This is a genomic window from Rhodococcus huquni, from assembly GCF_055231055.1.
This window is the reverse complement of record NZ_JBUYWE010000009.1, coordinates 60,051-78,733: the sequence shown is the minus strand read 5'-3', so window position 1 is coordinate 78,733 and position 18,683 is coordinate 60,051. Positions and strand designations below refer to the sequence as shown.

Genomic DNA, 18,683 nt, shown 5'->3' with positions numbered 1-18,683 from the left:
GCCATATGGCTCGTTCGTCGCTCCAACGAGGAGCCCAACAGAATGACAGAGGGGTCCGACAAGTTTGCGCCGCCAGACCAGGGAGCGTCACTTGTCGGAGTGTTGCTCTAACGTCTTGCGGCTGTCACCGATACAGCCCCGGAACCCGGGTGGAGACGACTTTCGTAAGTGAGAGAGCAATGCCCCGAATCACTCTCAGTCTGTGTTGCGCGTTGATGCTTGGTGTTGCGCTGTACAGCGGTGCAACCGCAAGGACCGCGGACTCGCCCATCGAGGTGCCGACTGCATCGACGGCCGATCCCAGCTTCATCGGCACGCTTGCCAAGAAGGAGATGTCCTTCGAAAGCCCTGAGGCGGCGGTCGAGGTCGGCCGCAGCGTGTGTTCCGCACTCGAGCGGAATGTGAGCCCCTCGGACGTGGCGAACATCCTGGTTGGGACGTTGCCGATCACGCCTGCAAAGTCAAAGGTGTTCGTCCTGGTAGCTGTCGACGAGTTCTGCCCAGAATTGGTGGGGAGCCACCCGTGACAAGGGCCATTCGTGTGCCAAGATCAGCTGACAGAGCACCGTGCGTTACCGGAGCATCGCATTCCGAAGGAGGACGGCCGTGAAGGGCAACTTCGAGTTCCTGAAGGTCGAGTGGCCCCATCTTCATACAGAGGCCCGTTTCACCGAACGTGACGCTTTGTTCGATGCCCGCACCACCTGCTTCTACGCGCGCCGCACTGTCGAGCACACTGTCGCCTGGCTATACCGGGTGGAAGGCATCGCCGAGCCCTACAAGAGTGACCTGTCGGCGCGCCTTCACGAACCAGCATTCATCGATCTGGTGGGCCACGGGCTCCAGCAGAAGATGAACCTCATTCGCAAGCTCGGCAATGCAGCTGTGCACGAGAACAAGCCCGTACTCAAGGAGAAGAGTCAGGTCGCGCTTCGCGAGCTGTTCCACATTCTCTCCTGGGTGGCCCGCACTTACGGCAAGGACCCGAGCAGCCGCCCGAATCCCAGTCAACAATTCGATCCGGCGCTGCTTCCGAAGCCGGCGGGGCAGATGGTCGCCAAATCGGTCGCGCAAATCACGAAGCTCAGCGGTGAACTCGAAGCCAAAGATGCTGCGCTGAAGGCTTCCGAGGCCCGCAGCCTTACTCTCGAGGAAGAGCTCGAAGCTTTGCGCGCCGAGCTCGCGGCAGTGAAGGCCGCCAACTTGGCGAAGCCGGACACCCACGACTACAACGAGGCGCAGACGCGTCTCGAGTTCATCGACGCAGATCTCCTCGAATCCGGGTGGACACTCGACCAGACCCGCGACCGCGAGTTCCCCGTCGACGGGATGCCCGGCGGCAAGAAAGGGTGTGTCGACTACGTGCTGTGGGGTCCCGAAGGCAAACCCCTCGGCCTGGTCGAAGCGAAGCGCACCAGTCGAGATGCTCGCGCTGGTGCGCAGCAAGCAAAGCTGTACGCCGATTGTTTAGAGAAGGCGTACGGACAGCGCCCGATCATTTACTACAGCAACGGGTTCGAGCACCACATCTGGGACGACACCAGCTACCCGCCCAGGCCGATTCAGGGATTCCACACCAGGGATCAGCTGGAGTTGCTCATTCAGCGGCGGACGACGCGGCGCACACTCGCGGACTTCGAGGTCCCGAAAGGAATCGTCGACCGTCCGTATCAGGAGCGTGCCATCAGGCACGTTATGAATCGGTTCGAGGTCGAGAATCAGCGTGAGGCCCTGCTCGTCATGGCCACAGGAGCGGGCAAGACTCGAACCGTCATCGCGCTCACCGATATTCTCACCCGCGCAAACTGGGCCAAACGCGTGCTGTTCCTGGCCGACCGCGTCGCCCTGGTCAATCAGGCTGTCAACACCTTCAAGGCCGTCCTACCTGAATCGGCGCCAGTGAACCTACTCACCGAGAAGAACACCGACGGTCGTGTCTACGTGGCCACCTACCCGACGATGATGGGCCTGATCAACCAGGTCGATGATCGTGCACGGCGTTTCGGCCCCGGCTACTTCGATCTGATCATCATCGACGAGGCTCACCGCTCCGTTTACCAGAAGTATCGGCACATCTTTCACCACTTCGATTCGATGCTTCTCGGTCTGACCGCCACACCCAAGGATGAGGTCGACCGAAACACCTATCAACTGTTCAATCTCGAAGATGGCGTTCCGACAGACAATTACAGCCTCAACGAGGCGATTGCCGACGAGTACCTGGTTCCACCCCGTGCTGTCACGGTTCCTCTGAAGTTTCCACGCGAAGGGGTCCGATACGACGACCTCAGCGAGGAAGAAAAGAACGATTGGGACGCCGCTGAGTGGGGCGTCGAGGACGGCGACAGCCCCGACCGCGTCGAGGCCGAAGCCGTCAACAAGTGGTTGTTCAATATCGATACGGTCGACAAGGCGCTCGAGGTGCTGATGACGCGAGGCCATCGCGTGGCCGGGGGTGACCGCTTGGCCAAAACGATCGTCTTCGCCAAGAACAACGCTCATGCCCACTTTATCGCGGACCGTTTCAATGCCAACTACCCGGAGTTCAAAGGCCAGTTCGCCAAGGTCATCACGTACTCCGTCGACTACAGCCAGACTTTGATCGACGACTTCTCCCGAGTCGAAAAGTCACCGCACATCGCAATCTCTGTCGACATGCTCGACACCGGTATCGATGTGCCAGAGGTTGCCAACCTCATGTTCTTCAAGCCGGTCCGTTCGAAGTCGAAGTTCTGGCAGATGGTCGGCCGCGGGACACGCTTGTGCCCAGACTTGTTCGGACCAGGTCGAGACAAAAAGGACTTCTTCATCTTCGACCTCTGTGCCAACATCGAATTCTTCAACGAGACTTACAAGACCCCGGAGGGGTCACTGTCGACTCCGCTCTCGGAGAGAATCTTCGTCACGCGGGCAGAGCTCATTGCCGGACTGGACAAGGCAGGTGCTCACGCTGACCTGCGCAACGACACTGCCAATACGCTGATCACTCACGTGCAGGGTATGCGCCTGGACAATTTCATCGTCAAGCCCAAGCGGCGCGTTGTCGAAAAGTATGTGGAGCGCCAAGCGTGGGACTCGCTCGCAGAACAGCAGCTCGCTGAAATTGTCGAGCATCTCGCTCCGCTGCCTACGACTGTTCGTGACAGTGACGAGGCCGCCAAGCGCTTCGACCTGATGATCATTCGAAGTCAGCTCGCGGTTCTCTACGACGATCAGACCCTCGAGCGATACCGCACTCCCATCCGCGACATTGCAGACGGACTGCTCGAGCAGTTGCGCATCCCCGACATCAAGAAGCGGGAACAGTTGTTGCGCGAGGTGGCGGGCGATGAGTGGTGGCAGGACGTCACCTTGCCCATGCTCGAGGACGCTCGTCGCAAGCTGCGTTCCATCATCGGACTGTTGGAGAAGAAGAAGCGCCCAATCATCTACTCCAACTTCGAAGACACGCTCGGCGAGATCACAGAGACTGCGATGCCGAATATGGCGATCGGCACCGACGTCGATCGATTCAATGCCAAGGTTCAGGCGTTCCTGGCCGAGCAACCGAACAACCTCGCACTGCAGAAGCTCCAGAAAGCGCTCCCTCTTACCGACTCGGATCTGGAATCGCTCGAGGAACTGCTCGTCCGCAGCGGCGTTGCGGAACCAGATGATCTGAAGCGCGCAATCGAAAATGCGGACGGACTCGGCAAGTTCATCCGGTCATTGGTAGGCCTCGACAGGGCCTCCGCGACGGCGGCATTCGCCGAGTTCCTCGAGGGCCGCACCGCCAGCGCCAACCAGATCGAGTTCATCAACCTGATCATTCGACACCTCACCCGTCACGGCGTCATGGCGCCGAAGTTGCTGTTCGAAGCCCCGTTCACCGATAAGGCGCCTCAAGGACTGAGCCAGGTTTTCGACGCCAACCAAGCCGGACGAATCGTGACGGTGCTCAAGCAGATCAACGACTCTGCGGGCGTTGCATAGTGGTCGGAGGCGGATAGGGCGATGAACCGATGAAGCGGGCGTGGTTGGTCTGGGGGGGTCGGGGTATTCGCGTATCTCGTTGCCGTGCTCCAGCGGACGTCCTTCGGTGTGTCCGGCCTGGCCGCGACGGACCGGTTCTCGATCAGCCCGAGCGTCCTGTCGTCGTTCGTCGTCCTGCAGATCGTGGTCTATGCGGGGATGCAGATTCCTGCGGGCGTACTGCTGGACCGGTTCGGGTCGCGGCGAATGATCGCTGCCGGGGCGCTGATCTTGTCTGTCGGCCAGTTGTCGCTCGCGCTCACGGAGGCGCTGCCCGTGGCGATCGCCGCTCGCGTCCTTGTCGGAGTCGGCGACGCACTGACCTTCATCTCCGTTCTGCGTCTGGTTCCGCAATGGTTCGCGCCTCGGCGGGTGCCATTGGTGTCCCAGCTGACGGGCATCTTCGGGCAGGTCGGTCAGATCCTTTCCGCGCTGCCGTTCCTGTTGATCCTCAACGGCCCGGGCTGGAACTACGCGTTCGGATCCGCAGCGGCAATGGCGCTGTTGTCGTTCGTGCTCGCGCTGGCAGTCATCCGCAACTCACCGCCCGGCCAGGAAGTGGTGGCCGCGCCCGCGGGAATCAAAGAGGTGGGCAGGCAGATTCGTGCGGTGGCAACCCGTCACGGCACGCGGCTCGGCTTCTTCACCCACATGGGCACCCAGTTCTCGATGACGACGTTCGCGCTGCTGTGGGGTGTGCCGTACCTGCGCTCGGCGCAAGGGCTCTCCGCAGGCGCTGCCGGTGGACTGCTCACGCTCTCGGTGATCTCCGCGATCGTCGCCGGCCCTGTCATCGGCATCCTCAGCGGACGATTCCCCATGCGGCGGTCGTATCTCGTCCTGTCGATCATGATCAGCAACGCGCTGGTGTGGACGGCGGTGCTTGCCTTGCCCGGTCCGGCGCCGATGTGGTTGTTGGTTCTGCTCGTGGTCGTGATCTCGGTGGGTGGCCCGGGTTCCATGATCGGGTTCGACTACGCACGCATGTTCAATCCAAGTACTTCGATGGGCACCGCCCAAGGCATGGTGAACATCGGCGGATTCCTGGCATCGCTGATCGTGATCCAGTCGATCGGACTGATCCTCGACGCACTGGGTGGCTACACGTTCGATGCGTTCCGCGTGGCGTGGCTTGTTCAGTACCCGATCTGGGTCATCGCGATCATCGGGGTGCTCGTCAATCGTGGGCGGGCGCGGCGCGAACTCGGCGTCGACCTACGTCCGGTTCGTCAGGTGCTGCGCGAGAGGCGACAAAGGAAGTAGTCGCGGATACCTCTGTTACAGAGTTACATAATGTGTAACACTATAAAGTATGACTGATTCGATGGAAGGCCGTCCTCCGATGCAGTGGGACCGGTGGGGCGATCCCGACAAGCGTAAGGTCCTCTCGGACGGCGTGAAGGCACTTTTGGAGCAGGCGTTGGGAGTCGCTCCCAACGGCGGCGAGAACCTCCAGGCCGACGCCGTGGTCCTCACACCGTCTGCGCTGTCCGACCAGCAAGTTCAGGGTCTTGCCGCGATCGTGGGCGACGGGAACGTCAGTACATCGCACGACGATCGTCTGCTGCGCGCCGGCGGCAAGAGTACCCTCGACCTCCTGCGTCGTCGCAGCACCGACCCGCAGAATGCGCCCGACGCCGTCGTGGTGCCGGGTACCGACGACGAGGTCGCCCAGGTCCTTTCCTACGCGAGCGAGAATGCGATCGCAGTCGTTCCTTTCGGCGGCGGCACCAGCGTCGTAGGCGGTCTCGACCCGGTACGGGATCGATTCGACGCCGTCATCTCGCTCGATCTTCGCCGTTTCGACGCGCTGGTCGACCTCGACACCGAATCGGGTATCGCGGTGCTGGGTGCAGGGCTGACAGGCCCTCGTGCCGAAGAGCTGCTCGGGGAGCAGGGGTACTCGCTCGGCCACTTCCCGCAGAGCTTCCTGTTCGCCACTATCGGCGGCTTCGCTGCCACCCGATCCTCGGGTCAGGCCTCGGCCGGCTACGGGCGCTTCGAGGACATGGTTCAGGGCCTACGCGTCGTGACTCCTACCGGATCCATCGACACCGGCCGGGCCCCGGCCTCGGCTGCCGGCCCGGACCTCGGTGAGCTGTTCGTCGGTTCGGAAGGCACGCTCGGCGTCATCACCCAGGTCAGAGTTCGGGTACACCCCGTTCCCGAGACCACTGTGCGCGAAGGCTGGCACTTCCCCGACTTCCTCACCGGTGCGGCCGCACTCCGCGCGGTCGTGCAGGCGGGCACCATGCCCACCGTGATGCGGCTGTCGGACGAGGCCGAGACCGGTATCAACCTCGCGACCACCGACAAGATCGGCGAAGACTCCGTCACCGGTGGATGCCTCTCCATCACGACGTTCGAGGGAACGGAAGAGCACACGGCGGAACGGGCAGAGGAAGCCCGGACCATCCTGAAGTCGCACGGCGGTACGTCCCTCGGTGAAGAACCCGGAAACGGTTGGGAACACGGCCGTTTCGACGCCCCGTATCTGCGGGACTCGCTGCTCGACGCGGGCGCGCTGTGCGAAACCCTCGAGACAGCGACCAACTGGGGAAACCTGGAGAATCTCAAGACTGCGGTCACCACGGCGCTGACCTCCGCACTGTCCGAGCAGGGCACACCGCCCTTGGTGATGTGCCACATTTCGCACACCTACCAGACCGGCGCATCGCTGTACTTCACGATCGTCTGCGGACAGGCAGAAGACCCGATCGCGCAGTGGCGCAAGGCGAAAACGGCTGCCTCCGACGCGATCATCGCGGCCGGCGGCACCATCACCCACCACCACGCCGTCGGTGTGGACCATCGCCCGTGGATGAAGGACGAGATCGGTGACCTCGGCGTGCGCGTGTTGCGTGCAGTGAAGGACGCTGTCGATCCGGCGGGGATTCTCAACCCGGGTAAGTTGATTCCATGATCGAGAAGGTAACCGTCGTCATCAATCCGCTCTCCGGGCACGGGCACGGCCCCGAGGCAGGTCGGAAAGCGGTAGCCCGTCTTCGCGAGCGTGGAATCGCGGTTACCGAGATCATCGGTACCGACGCCGACGATGCCAAGGCATCGGCAGCCCGTGCGATCGAAGAGGGAACCGACGCACTCGTAGTAGTGGGTGGCGACGGAGCGATCAGCCTTGCGCTGCAGTCGGCGGCGCAGTCGGGCACCCCGATCGGTCTGATCCCGGCAGGGACCGGAAACGATCACGCCCGTGAGTTCGGCATTCCTGTTGGGGATCCGGCGGCTGCGGCGGACGTCATCGCCGACGGTGAAGTCCAGGACTCGGACCTCGCCAAGATCACGCTGTCGGACGGCAGCGTGGTGTGGGCCGGAACGATTGTCGCCACCGGCTTCGACTCGCTCGTAACCGATCGTGCCAATCGAATGACGTGGCCCAAGGGGCGGATGCGCTACAACCTGGCGATCCTTGCCGAGTTCGCGCAGTTGAAGCCACTCGACTTCACACTCGAGATGGATGACGAAACGGTCCGTACCCCGGCCACGCTCGTCGCGATCGGCAACGGGCGTTCGTACGGCGGCGGCATGCAGATCTGCCCGAAGGCAGACAAGACCGACGGCCTTCTCGACATCACTCTGGTCGAGTACGGCAACCGGTTCCGGCTCATTCGGTTCTTCCCGCGGGTGTTCAAGGGAACCCACGTGGACCTGCCGGAGGTGCGAACGTTCCGCACCAAGAAGGTGGTAGTCCGCTCCGAGGGAATCACCGCCTACGCGGACGGAGACAAGGTGGGGCCGTTGCCGGTCACCATCGAGGCCGTGCCGACGGCACTGCGAATCCTGAGCCACACACCGGCCTAGAGGCACGCCCTCACATACCGCCGAGCCTTGGGCTCACATGCCACTGAGTCTTCGGCTCACAGACCGCGGAGGCGGTCGATCTCCCTGCGTTCGCGCTTGGTGGGTCGGCCGGCTCCGCGGTCTCGTTTCGGGACGACGGCCAGCAGCTCGCGCGGCGGTGGCGGAGGTGTCTCGTCGCGATAGCACTCCGCGGCGATCGGCGCTCCCACGCGCTTGGTGATCGGCCGTACGACCACGACGATGCGCTCGGTGCCGCCGCCGCGGACGCGTACTTCGTCGCCCATTCGCACGGGCTGCGACGCTTTGGCCGGGGCGCCGTTCACACGAACGTGCCCCGAGCGGCAAGACGTCGCAGCCTGCGAGCGGGTCTTGAAAAGGCGCACCGCCCAGGTCCAGCTGTCCACACGGGCGCTGGCTGGGTCATTGGTGAATGCGGGCACCTTCTCAGGATACGAAGCCTTATCTGGCGGAGTTCACGGCCTCCGCAATGGGGGTATCGCCGTTGTTGAACTCGATCGTCTTGCCGGCGCTGCTCGGGGTTGCGAGAACGACCGCGGCGACCTGTGCGACGTCTGCTCGCGAGACCTTGCCCTTGTCGGCATCGGGTCCGAGTTCGATCTTGCCGGTCGGCTCGTCGAGGGTGAGGCCGCTCGGTCCGAGAACAGTCCAGTCCAGGCCCGAGGCGCGCAGGTGCTCGTCGGCCGCAGCCTTGGCCTCGGCGTACGGGTAGAAGCTGTTGTCACTCGGCACGCCGTGGTCCGGTCCGGCCCCGAAGTACGACACGATCACATACCGGTTCACACCGGCCGACTTCGCGGCATCGATGGAACGGATCGCGGCGTCACGATCGACGGCGTACGTGCGATCGGGGTTGCCGCCGCCGGCACCGGCCGAGAAGACGACTGCGTCGTGCCCGCGAATCTTGTCGGCGATGTCGTCCGTGGAGAGGTTCTCGACGTCGGCCAGTACCGGCGTGCCGCCCGCCTCGCGGATATCGGCCTCGTGGTCAGGATTTCGGATGAGCGAACTCACCTCGCTGCCCTGGTCTGCGAGGATGCGCGCCAGATGCAGCGCGATCTTTCCGTGTCCTCCGATGATGGCGATCTTCGACATGAGGTCTCCCTTCGATCGTTCTCTGTGTTTCGGTCGAATCAAGCAGATACGAGATCGGTTGCCTCGGCGAGCAATTGCAGCGACCGTAGGCGGCCTGCTCGACGGGGCGCCGACGACGCGACGATGAGTTCGTCGGCGTCGGCATGCTGTGCGAACTCTTCGACGTAGTCCTTCACCGCAGACGGAGTGCCGACGGCGGTGTACTTCGCCATCTGTAGAACCTGCTGTCCGGCAGGGCTTTCGAGAACCATGTCGGCTTCCTCGTCGGTGAACTTCCGGTCACGCGCCAGCAGCAGATTCACGCGTTGACGCTTCGCCTGCTGGAACGCGTCGAGTGCCTCCTCGGTGGTGTCGGCCGCGATGACGTTGAGTCCGGCGATCACGTGTGGCTCGGCAAGTTGCTCGGACGGTTTGAACTCACGCCGGTAGAGCGCAACGGCGTCCTCGAGCGCGTTCGGCGCGAAGTGCGAGGCGAATGCGTAAGGCAGGCCGAGCATTCCGGCGAGCTTCGCGCCGAAGAGAGACGACCCGAGCATGTACAGCGGCACGTTGGTGCCCTTGCCGGGGATGGCGTCGATGCCCGGGATTCGCGAATTTCCGGCGAGGTACCCCTGAAGTTCGAGCACGTCCTGGGGGAAGCTGTCGGAAGACGACGGATCGCGCCGCAGGGCACGCATGGTCTTCTGGTCGCTGCCGGGGGCACGTCCCAACCCGAGATCGATACGGCCCGGGTGCAGCGTCTCGAGAGTGCCGAACTGCTCGGCGATCGTCAGTGGCGCGTGGTTGGGGAGCATGATGCCGCCCGCGCCCAGCCTGATCTTCTCGGTGTGGGCCGCTACGTGGGCGATCAGAACGCTCGTCGCCGACGACGCGATGGACGACATGTTGTGGTGCTCCGCGTACCAAATTCGCTGGTACCCCCACTCCTCGGCATGCTGTGCGGTCTCGACCGAGGCGTCGAAACTCTCTCGAGCGGTTTCGCCGGGTCCGATGAGGGCGAGGTCGAGAATGGAGAGCGGAACAGCCACGGTGACGCCAGCCTTTCGTTGTGAGCAGACGTCGTGGACAACAGTCGGGGGTGGCTTTTGATTCCCGAAGAGTCTTTAGGTTGAAGGTTCAAGTTCAAGCTTGTACTCTTCTGCTGTCTCGGTAATTGCAATCGCAACTACTTTCAGGTCCGCGAAAGGCACACATGAACACCAGTAATCCCACGGTTCGGAACGTCGGGCTCCTGATCGGCCGTGTCGGCATCGGCGCCATCTTCCTCGCGCACGGACTGCAAAAGGTTCAGAACGGGCATTCGGCGACGAAGGCCGGCTTCGACAGCATGGGTGTTCCCGTGCCCGGCGTGTCTGCGTTTCTCGCGACCTGGCTCGAGGTGCTCGGCGGTATCGCCCTGATCGCAGGCGTCCTCGTGCCCGTAGTCGGTGCGCTCTTCGTACTCGACATGATCGGTGCGTACTTCTTCGCACACGCCGATTCCGGCATCTGGGTCTCGGACGGCGGCTACGAACTGGTGCTCGCACTGGGTGCGGCGTCGCTGATCCTCGCCGTGGTCGGCGCAGGGCGATTCAGCGTCGACGGACTTCTCGGCGGGAAACTGCCGTTCACCTCTCGCACCTAGCGACGAACGGGACGCCCGTCCGGTCTGACTGGACGGGCGTCCCGTTCGTACGTGCGTGGGTCGGGGCTAGCTGTAGCTGTAGAAGCCCTGCCCGGACTTCTTGCCCATGTGCCCGGCCTCGACCTTGCGGCGGAGCAGCGGCGGCGGGATCAGGTGCGGCTCACCGAACTCTTCGTACAGCGACTGCGCTGCCGCGAGAGTGATGTCCAGGCCGACCGTGTCGATCAGCGTCAGCGGCCCCATCGGGTAACCGCAGCCACCCTTCATCGCCGCATCGATGTCTTCGGCCGTGGCGTAGCCCGATTCGAGCATGCGCACGGCAGAGGTCAGGTACGGGATGAGCAGCGCGTTGACGATGAAGCCGGCGCGGTCGCCTGCTCGCACGGCCTTCTTGCCGAGAGTGTTCGCGGCGTAATCCGTGACAGCCTTGACGGTTTCCTCGGAAGTGGTGAGTGCGACCACGATCTCGACGAGCGGCATCACCGGCACCGGGTTGAAGAAGTGAACGCCCACGACCTGGCCGGGTCGCTCGGTGGCGCCGGCCATCTTGATGACGGGGATGGACGACGTGTTGGTCGCCAGAATGCCCGACGGCTTCACGATCTTGTCGAGCTTGCCGAACAGCTCGAGCTTGAGCGACTCGATCTCGGGCGCAGCCTCGACGACGAGATCGCGGTCTGCGAAATCCTCGATGTCGAGCGTCACGTCGACGCGCTTACGTGCGGCGTCGGCGTCTTCCTGCGTGAGCTTGCCCGACTTCACTCCACGGGCCAGCGACTTCTCGATACGTCCCAGGGCCGCCTCGGCGAACTCCTGCTTCGTTTCCAGAATCAGGACCGAACTTCCGGCCTTGATGCATACCTCGGCGATGCCGGCACCCATGGTGCCGCCGCCGATTACTCCTACGAGTTCCATATCTCTCCTTGAAAAGCGCCTGTGAGTGGTTGGCGAGTCCCGGGACTCGCCAACCACTCACAGGCGGCGAAGCCGCTTTTTACTTGAGCAGTGCGCGGGACATGACCACACGCTGAATCTGGTTGGTGCCCTCGTAGATCTGAGTGATCTTGGCATCGCGCATCATGCGCTCGACCGGGAAGTCGGTGGTGTAGCCGGCGCCGCCGAAGAGCTGCACGGCGTCTGTGGTGACCTCCATAGCGGTATCCGATGCGAAGCACTTGGCCGCGGCCGAGATGAATCCGAGGTTCTTCTCGCCACGCTCGGCGCGAGCAGCCGAGGTGTAGACCATGAGACGCGCAGCCTCGACCTTCATCGCCATGTCGGCGAGCATGAACTGCACCGCCTGGTTGTCGGCGATCGCGCGGCCGAACTGCTTGCGGTCCTTGGTGTATTCGATCGCAGCGTCGAGAGCGCCCTGCGCCAGGCCGACGGCCTGTGCACCGATGGTCGGACGGGTGTGGTCGAGCGTCTGCAGTGCCGTCTTGAAGCCGGTGCCGGGCTCGCCGATGATGCGGTCACCGGGGATCTTGCAGTTCTCGAAGTACAGCTCTGCAGTGGGGGAGCCCTTGATGCCCAGCTTGTGCTCGAGCGGTCCGACGGTGAAGCCCTCGTCGTCCTTGTGCACCATGAACGAGGAGATGCCGCTGGCGCCCTTGTCCGGGTCGGTCACAGCCATGACGGTGTACCAGCTGGACTTGCCGCCGTTGGTGATCCAGCACTTCGAACCGTTGAGGATCCAGTCGTCGCCGTCCGCCTTGGCGCGCGTACGCATGGCGGCAGCGTCAGATCCGGCCTCACGCTCGGACAGTGCGTAGGACGCCATGGCCTCGCCGGATGCGAGCTGGGGCAGAACCTGCTGCTTCAGCTCGTCCGAACCGTTGAGGATCAGACCCATGGTGCCGAGCTTGTTCACGGCGGGGATCAGCGAGGACGAACCGCAGACGCGGGCAACTTCCTCGATGACGATGCAGGTGGCAACCGAGTCGGCGCCCTGGCCGTCGTAGGCATCGGGAACGTGGATCGCGTTGAAGCCGGAGTTGACGAGGGCGGTGAGCGCCTCCTCGGGGAAACGGGCGTTCTCGTCGACGTCCTTGGCGTGCGGTGCGATCTCCTTCTCGGAGAGTGCGCGAATCGCGGAACGCAGTTCGTCGTGCTCCTCGCCGAGCTTGAAGAGATCGAAGTCCGGGTTTCCGGCCATGTGGTTGCTCCTCTTATGGGTTGCGTTACGGGTTGTTGCCATTGGGACACCGGGCACTCGGTGCCGTTTCGTCGTAGTCGGTCGGCGATGTGTGGGCATACGTCGACCACTCTGAGCGCAGTCAACCACGGCACTGAGTGCCAGTCAAGGGCTGGGAAGCGAAGAGTGGGTGTCAGTCCGTCTCGGCCGGTGCCGGCGCGGAGAGTCGAGCGCGGACCCGGGCGGTGACGTCGTCCACCGGAGTGCCGGGCGGGTAGGTCACTACCAGCACTGATTCACGAGTATGCGGGGTTGCGGCAGGTGCGACACCGAAGGTTCGCCGCACCTCGAGCAGCGCCTCGTCGAGCGCTTCGGCTGTCGCGGATTCGTCACCGCGGGTCATGTTGCGGAGCAAGTAGTTGTGGCACGCAGTGACAGCAGCGGCGAACCCGATGACTTTCAGGACCGGTTCGACCGGGAGCGCCGCGCGCAAGTAGTCGACGAACAGTCGTTCGTAGCGAAAGCCCGTGACGATTTCCCGGTCACGCAGGGCAGGAACCTGCTGGACCAGCAGGAACCTGCGAGCCGACAGCTCGCGATTCTCACGAAAGCGGTCGAACACCAGGTTCGCGGTATCGCACACCGCCGCCCACGGATCCGCGGCGTCGGTGGACAGGTGCTCGTCGGCCTGTTCGAGCAGCGACTCGTGATCGGCGAAGATCACGTCTTCCTTGGAGCGGAACTGACGGAAGAAGGTGCGCCGAGACACCCCCGCCGCCGACGCGATCTGCTCGACGGTGGTCGCCTCGTATCCGTTCTCGGAGAACAGCCGAATGGCCTGGGCGACGACGTGAACGCGGAATTCTGCAGGGTCGCCTGCGGTATCGACGCGTTCGGTCATGCTCGCAAGTATCACATCGAGGGCAAATCGGTACCGCTCACGCGATTCCTCGGATGGGCCACTCACCGTTGACGTCCGAGGCGTCCCTGCCCATCCGAACCAGGTACTCGGCGAAATCCGCCTGACGTTCGGCGTGCCAGTTCGTTTGGTGCGTCATGACGTCCGGACCGCAGATTTCCGGAAAGGCGATGGCGAGGCTGCGCGCCAGTTCGGCGGCAGCGACCGCATCCGCCTGCGCTTCGTGAGCGGCGTCCAGTGCGATCCCGTAGTGCTCGCACATCGCACCGAGGGTGCGCTTGCCCTTTCGATACTTGTCCATCTCCCGATCGATGACGTAGGGATCGACGACGACGCCTGTCACGAGCTCGGAATACCCCAATCGAAGGCCCTCGTGGTGCATGAGAGTGAGGTCGTAGGAGGCGTTGAACGCGACGACCGCGTGGTCGCGGGCCCACGCCTCGTCCAGTGCTTGCCTGATCTCGAGGTACCCCTCGCCGTACGGCAGTCCGAACTCGCGGGCGTGCTCGGAGGAGATTCCGTGCACTTGGGACGCGCCTTCCGGGATCGCCATGCCGGGGTCGAGCAACCAGTTGCGTGATTCGGTGTGCACGCCGTCGGTGACGACGACCGATGCGGACACGATACGGGCGGTACGCGGATCTCGGCCCGTCGTCTCGAGATCGAATGCGCAGACGGGGCGGTCGGACCAACCGTTCATGTGTTCGCCTCTCGTGACTCTGGACGTGCTGGGCTCTGGGCGTGCTGCGAACAGCTAACACCGTGCCCCCGACATGGTTGGCGGTCCGGCTGCCGCGCGGGTAGCGTGTCCTGCGATGTGAGACTGCCGTACGTGCGGCGTCGTGGACAGAATGGAGGTGTGGCTTGCGATGAGTGGCCAACCTCCCAGTAATTACTGACTCCCGACCCAGGTGTTGTCCGTCAGCGCTTCGAATGCGCCGGACAGGCACGTCCCGTTCTGCCCGAAAGCAGTAGCTCATGCGTGAATTGCGAACCGTCCGTTCCCTCATCCCCCGCCGTTCTGCCGGCGTGTCCGATTCCGAGACCGCACACAGCGCGCCGAGGTCCCCCGTACCGGCGTCGGTCGAGCACACAGTGGTCAACAGCGCCGTCTACCGGGACGGTGCCAAGATCGCCTCGCCGGCAACCCTTGCAGAAGCGCTCACCGCACTGCCCGACGAGACCTCGATGGCGTGGATCGGCATGTACCGGCCGCAGAACGATCAGTTGTACGCCGCCGCAGAGCAGTTCGACCTGCACGAGCTCGCCGTCGAGGACGCGATCGTCGCCCATCAGCGCCCGAAGCTCGAGCGGTACGGCGACACCCTGTTCGCCGTCCTTCGGGCCGCGAGGTACTGCGACGACACCGAACGCGTCGAATTCGGTGAGCTGCACGTGTTCTGCGGTAGGACGTTCGTTCTCACGGTGCGGCACAGCGAGTCTCCGGATCTGTCGGCCGTGCGGACCCGGATGGAGTCGGATCCAGATCTGCTGAGGCTGGGACCCGAGGCCGTTCTGTACGCGATCCTCGACGCGGTCGTGGACGGGTACGCCCCCGTCGTCGCCGGTCTGCAGAACGACATCGACGAGATCGAGACCGAGGTGTTCAGCGGTGATCCCGGTGTCTCGCGCCGCATCTACGAACTCACCCGTGAGGTCATCGAATTCCAGCGGGCCACGAAGCCGCTGATCGGCATGCTGCGCAGTCTGGCCGTGGGCTTCGAGAAGTACAACACGGACGAAGAATTGCGTCGCTACCTTCGTGACGTCACGGATCATGCGACCGTCGTGGTCGAACGGGCCGACGGCTTCCGGCAGTTGCTCGGCAACATCCTCACGGTGAACGCGACTCTCGTGTCGCAGGCTCAGAACGAGGAGATGCGGCACCTGACGCAGGCGAGCTACGTTCAGAACGAAGAAGTGAAGAAGGTGTCGGCCTGGGCGGCAATCCTGTTCGCGCCCACCCTGATCGGCACGGTGTACGGGATGAACTTCGACATCATGCCCGAGACGCATTGGGAGTACGGGTACCCGTTCGCGATCAGTCTGATGGTGCTCACCTGCGCGGGGCTCTACACGGTTTTCAAGCGGCGCGGCTGGCTCTGAGCCGCGCCGCCGTCGGTCACAGGTCGTCGACGCAGACGACGAACTTGCGGTCGGTGTATTCGAATCCGGTTTCGGACTTGGTGCAGTCGTCCACGACTCCACCGCCCTGCACGATCTCGGTGACACGCACGCCGTCCTGAGCAGAGGGGTCGTTGCACTCGATCCGGATCGGGTCGCCGCCCGAAGGCAGGTCCATGCACCCGTCGATCACCCAGTCGATGTCCAGGCAGAGAGCGCCCTGCTCGACGCCGCGCAGCGTCTCGTAGTAGCTCTGGTCGGAGTCGGACACGCACTGGTCGCTCGTGGGCGCCTTTCCGATCACCTTGTAGTTGGAATCGGGGCTACCGCAGGTGGCGTTGTCGATGGTCGCGTCTTCCATCGAGCCGCCCAGTTGCACACACTCACCGATCTCGACCTCGAGGTCGACCTCACCACCGTCGTCGGAGCCTTCCTGCCCGGGCTCGGCGCTCGTGGTGGTGGAGGAGGAAGACGTCGATGTGCTGACCGCCCCGGCATCGTCGGCGGCAACGGCAGTGCCCTCCGTGGTGGACGAACCGCACCCGGCCGACAGGAGCGTCACCGCGGAGAGTGCGACGATCGACGTACAGATGCGTCTCGGCAGACCGGACATCATGGGTTCCCTCCCTGTATGGCGTGCGTCGTCGCGAATGCGCGCCCGACCGCGGTGCCGTTCGTTGATGTCGCGAATCCTATTCGAGGCCATACGTGCTTTGCCGACTGCGCTGACATCGGCTGATCGTGGTGACACTATGTAGCTGTGCACCTTCCCGTGGAGCCCCCGGTTCAGCCGATGCTCGCAAAGGCTGCGCCGTCGGTGCCGAAACAGACCGACAGTCCGCCGACCTGGTCTTACGAGCCGAAATGGGACGGCTTCCGCGCCCTCGTGTTCCGGGACGGCGACGAGGTGGTTCTCGGGTCGAGGGGCGGCAAGGACCTTGCCCGCTACTTCCCCGAGATGGTCGAGGCCGTCCGGGCGGAGCTCCCGGAGAAGTGTGTCGTGGACGGCGAACTCGTCGTTCCACGTTCGATCGACGGACGAGTTCGACTGAGCTGGGAGTCGCTGTCGGAGCGGATTCATCCGGCGGCCAGTCGGGTCGCGAAGCTGTCGGCGGAAACGCCTTCGCAGTTCATCGGTTTCGATCTGCTCGCGTTGGGCGACCGTGATCTGACGTCGGAGCCTTTTCGTGAGCGGCGTTCGTTGTTGCTCGATTCCGTCGGTGGGCGTGGCCCGAGTTGTCACGTCACCGCCGCGACGCAGGACAGTGAACTGGCCACGGAATGGTTCGAGATGTTCGAGGGCGCCGGCCTGGACGGCGTCGTCGCCAAGAAGCTGGACAGGGTCTACCTCCCGAACAAGCGCGAAATGGTGAAGGTCAAGCATGCGCGGACCGCGGACTGTGTGCTGATCGGGTACCGGCCGCACAAGAGCGTCGACGGAGTGGGGTCGTTGCTCCTCGGTCTGTACGACGGCGATCAGCTCGCGATGGTCGGTGGTGCCTCCGCGTTCACGGAGGCGCGCCGCAGAGAACTGCTCGAGGAGCTCCAGCCGCTGCGCGTGGGCGACGACGTCGTGGCAGAGGGTGAGGCCACGAGGTGGCGGTCGGGAACCGACCGCAGCTGGGTTCCGTTGCGGCCCGAACGCGTACTGGAAGTGGCCTACGACCAGATGGAAGGCCGCCGTTTTCGGCACGCGGTCAAGTTTCTGCGCTGGCGTCCGGATCGCGTTCCGGACGAGTGCACGTACGACCAATTGGAGGTTCCGGTGCGATACGACCTCACCGATGTTCTGAGCGGAGGGTCGTGATGGCAAGCGTTGCAGAACAACTCGACGTCGACGGAGTGTCCGTCCGGATGTCGAGCCCCGACAAGATCTACTACCCGCAACTGGGCGTGGACGGCGGCACCAAGCGTCACCTCGTCGAGTACTACCGGACCATGGCGACTCATGGTGCGCTGCTCGGCGCTCTCCGTGACCGGCCCACGCACCTGCAACGATTCCCGGACGGGGTCGAGGGTGAGGAGATCTACCAGAAGCGAGTCCCCGCGAAGCGACCGGAACACGTGGCTTCATGTGAGGTCACGTTCCCGTCCGGGCGTACTGCCGACGTTCTGCGAGTGCGCAGCGCCGCCGACATCGTGTGGGCCGCCAACCTGGGCAACATCACGTTCCATCCCTGGGCGGTGCGGTGCCCGGACGTCGACCATCCCGACGAACTGCGTATCGACCTCGATCCGCAGCCCGGGACCGGATTCGACGATGCGAGGGTCATCGCACTGGAGGTGATGAGGCCGCTGCTCGACGAACTGGGACTGATCGGCTTCCCGAAGACCTCCGGCGGGCGCGGGCTGCACGTCTACGTGCGGATCGAGCCTCGCTGGGACTTCATCGAGGTGAGGCGTGCGGGTATCGCGCTGGCCCGTGAGATCGAGCGCCGAAGTGGGGACCGGGCGACCACATCGTGGTGGAAGGAAGAGCGGGGCGAACGCATCTTCCTCGATTTCAATCAGAACGCGCGAGACAAGACGATCGCCTCCGCCTACTCGGCGCGCAAGACGCCGATTGCGACCGTGTCCACGCCGCTCACCTGGGAAGAGCTGGTGGATGCTTCGCCCGACGACTTCACGATCGCGACCGTGCCCGGGTTGGTGGATCGCCGAGGCGACCCGATGGCCGCCCTCGACGACGTAGCGCACTCGCTCGACGGCCTGTTGGAAATGGCCGACCGCGACACTGCGAACGGCCTCGGTGACCTGCCTTATCCGCCCAACTATCCGAAGATGCCGGGGGAGCCCAAGCGGGTGCAGCCGAGCAAGGACAGGGATCGGAAAGCCGAGCGCGAGGCGAAGGGTGCGAGCTGAGGTCAGCAAATCTCAGGTGACACGAGTTCGAATTGTATGAACAATCGTGACATTCGTTGGCTTCTAAGAGGTTACCT

16 protein-coding genes and 1 pseudogene are annotated in these 18,683 nt (G+C 63.8%); 9 read left to right on the top strand and 8 right to left on the bottom strand.

What is annotated here, in order from left to right:
- Positions 1 to 179 precede the first annotated feature (179 nt).
- The 5 genes and pseudogenes from ACZI8R_RS16470 to ACZI8R_RS16450 all read left to right on the top strand — a co-directional run bounded on the left by ACZI8R_RS16470 (position 180) and on the right by ACZI8R_RS16450 (position 7,830).
- The gene (locus tag ACZI8R_RS16470) at positions 180 to 527 is read left to right on the top strand and encodes a DUF732 domain-containing protein (RefSeq protein ID WP_463380722.1); all 348 of its coding nucleotides are present in this window, start codon (positions 180 to 182) and stop codon (positions 525 to 527) included.
- A 79-nt stretch (positions 528 to 606) separates the two neighbouring features.
- Complete coding sequence (locus ACZI8R_RS16465) at positions 607 to 3,972, top strand: DEAD/DEAH box helicase family protein (RefSeq protein ID WP_463380721.1); 3,366 nt, start codon at positions 607 to 609, stop codon at positions 3,970 to 3,972.
- 29 nt (positions 3,973 to 4,001) lie between these two features.
- Positions 4,002 to 5,274: pseudogene (locus ACZI8R_RS16460) on the top strand (MFS transporter).
- 79 nt (positions 5,275 to 5,353) lie between these two features.
- Positions 5,354 to 6,934: an FAD-binding oxidoreductase gene (locus ACZI8R_RS16455; protein WP_463380828.1), complete on the top strand. Its 1,581-nt coding sequence runs from the start codon at positions 5,354 to 5,356 to the stop codon at positions 6,932 to 6,934.
- A complete protein-coding gene (locus tag ACZI8R_RS16450; RefSeq protein WP_463380720.1) occupies positions 6,931 to 7,830 on the top strand; it encodes a diacylglycerol kinase in 900 nt (299 codons plus the stop codon). The genes ACZI8R_RS16455 and ACZI8R_RS16450 overlap by 4 nt, the downstream gene beginning before the upstream one ends.
- A 56-nt stretch (positions 7,831 to 7,886) precedes the next feature.
- On the opposite strand, the gene ACZI8R_RS16445 is transcribed toward ACZI8R_RS16450, so the two are convergent.
- The 3 genes from ACZI8R_RS16445 to ACZI8R_RS16435 are packed head-to-tail and all read right to left on the bottom strand — an operon-like array spanning position 7,887 to position 9,971.
- On the bottom strand, positions 7,887 to 8,270 hold the full coding sequence (locus ACZI8R_RS16445; RefSeq protein ID WP_463380719.1) for an RNA-binding S4 domain-containing protein: 384 nt from the start codon (positions 8,268 to 8,270) through the stop codon (positions 7,887 to 7,889).
- Positions 8,271 to 8,289: 19 nt separating this feature from the next.
- The gene (locus tag ACZI8R_RS16440; protein WP_463380718.1) at positions 8,290 to 8,943 is read right to left on the bottom strand and encodes an SDR family oxidoreductase; all 654 of its coding nucleotides are present in this window, start codon (positions 8,941 to 8,943) and stop codon (positions 8,290 to 8,292) included.
- 38 nt (positions 8,944 to 8,981) lie between these two features.
- Positions 8,982 to 9,971: an LLM class flavin-dependent oxidoreductase gene (locus ACZI8R_RS16435; RefSeq protein WP_463380717.1), complete on the bottom strand. Its 990-nt coding sequence runs from the start codon at positions 9,969 to 9,971 to the stop codon at positions 8,982 to 8,984.
- A 164-nt stretch (positions 9,972 to 10,135) separates the two neighbouring features.
- Between ACZI8R_RS16435 and ACZI8R_RS16430 the strand changes: the two genes are divergently transcribed.
- Positions 10,136 to 10,567, top strand: coding sequence for a DoxX family protein (locus tag ACZI8R_RS16430; protein WP_463380716.1), 432 nt, complete (start codon positions 10,136 to 10,138; stop codon positions 10,565 to 10,567).
- Positions 10,568 to 10,633: 66 nt separating this feature from the next.
- Here ACZI8R_RS16430 and ACZI8R_RS16425 read toward each other — a convergent pair whose 3' ends face one another.
- The 4 genes from ACZI8R_RS16425 to ACZI8R_RS16410 form a co-directional block, all read right to left on the bottom strand.
- On the bottom strand, positions 10,634 to 11,482 hold the full coding sequence (locus ACZI8R_RS16425) for a 3-hydroxybutyryl-CoA dehydrogenase (protein ID WP_463380715.1): 849 nt from the start codon (positions 11,480 to 11,482) through the stop codon (positions 10,634 to 10,636).
- A 79-nt stretch (positions 11,483 to 11,561) separates the two neighbouring features.
- On the bottom strand, positions 11,562 to 12,722 hold the full coding sequence (locus ACZI8R_RS16420; protein WP_463380714.1) for an acyl-CoA dehydrogenase: 1,161 nt from the start codon (positions 12,720 to 12,722) through the stop codon (positions 11,562 to 11,564).
- A gap of 172 nt (positions 12,723 to 12,894) precedes the next feature.
- Entirely contained in the window at positions 12,895 to 13,602 is a 708-nt protein-coding gene (locus ACZI8R_RS16415) for a TetR family transcriptional regulator (RefSeq protein WP_463380713.1), read from the bottom strand.
- Between the two features lie 37 nt (positions 13,603 to 13,639).
- A complete protein-coding gene (locus ACZI8R_RS16410) occupies positions 13,640 to 14,320 on the bottom strand; it encodes a 3'-5' exonuclease (RefSeq protein ID WP_463380712.1) in 681 nt (226 codons plus the stop codon).
- A gap of 278 nt (positions 14,321 to 14,598) precedes the next feature.
- On the opposite strand from ACZI8R_RS16410, the gene ACZI8R_RS16405 reads away from it, so the two are divergent.
- On the top strand, positions 14,599 to 15,726 hold the full coding sequence (locus ACZI8R_RS16405; RefSeq protein ID WP_463380711.1) for a magnesium and cobalt transport protein CorA: 1,128 nt from the start codon (positions 14,599 to 14,601) through the stop codon (positions 15,724 to 15,726).
- Positions 15,727 to 15,742: 16 nt separating this feature from the next.
- Here the strand turns inward: ACZI8R_RS16405 and lppU are convergent, their stop codons facing one another.
- Entirely contained in the window at positions 15,743 to 16,357 is a 615-nt protein-coding gene (gene lppU, locus ACZI8R_RS16400; protein ID WP_463380827.1) for an LppU family putative lipoprotein, read from the bottom strand.
- A gap of 147 nt (positions 16,358 to 16,504) precedes the next feature.
- On the opposite strand from lppU, the gene ACZI8R_RS16395 reads away from it, so the two are divergent.
- Both ACZI8R_RS16395 and ACZI8R_RS16390 read left to right on the top strand, forming a co-directional pair.
- Positions 16,505 to 17,551: an ATP-dependent DNA ligase gene (locus ACZI8R_RS16395; protein ID WP_463380710.1), complete on the top strand. Its 1,047-nt coding sequence runs from the start codon at positions 16,505 to 16,507 to the stop codon at positions 17,549 to 17,551.
- Positions 17,551 to 18,606 carry a DNA polymerase domain-containing protein gene (locus ACZI8R_RS16390; protein ID WP_463380709.1) on the top strand — a complete coding sequence of 352 codons (1,056 nt, stop codon included), beginning with the start codon at positions 17,551 to 17,553 and terminating at the stop codon, positions 18,604 to 18,606. Before ACZI8R_RS16395 ends, ACZI8R_RS16390 begins: the two co-directional genes overlap by 1 nt.
- Positions 18,607 to 18,683: the final 77 nt, after the last annotated feature.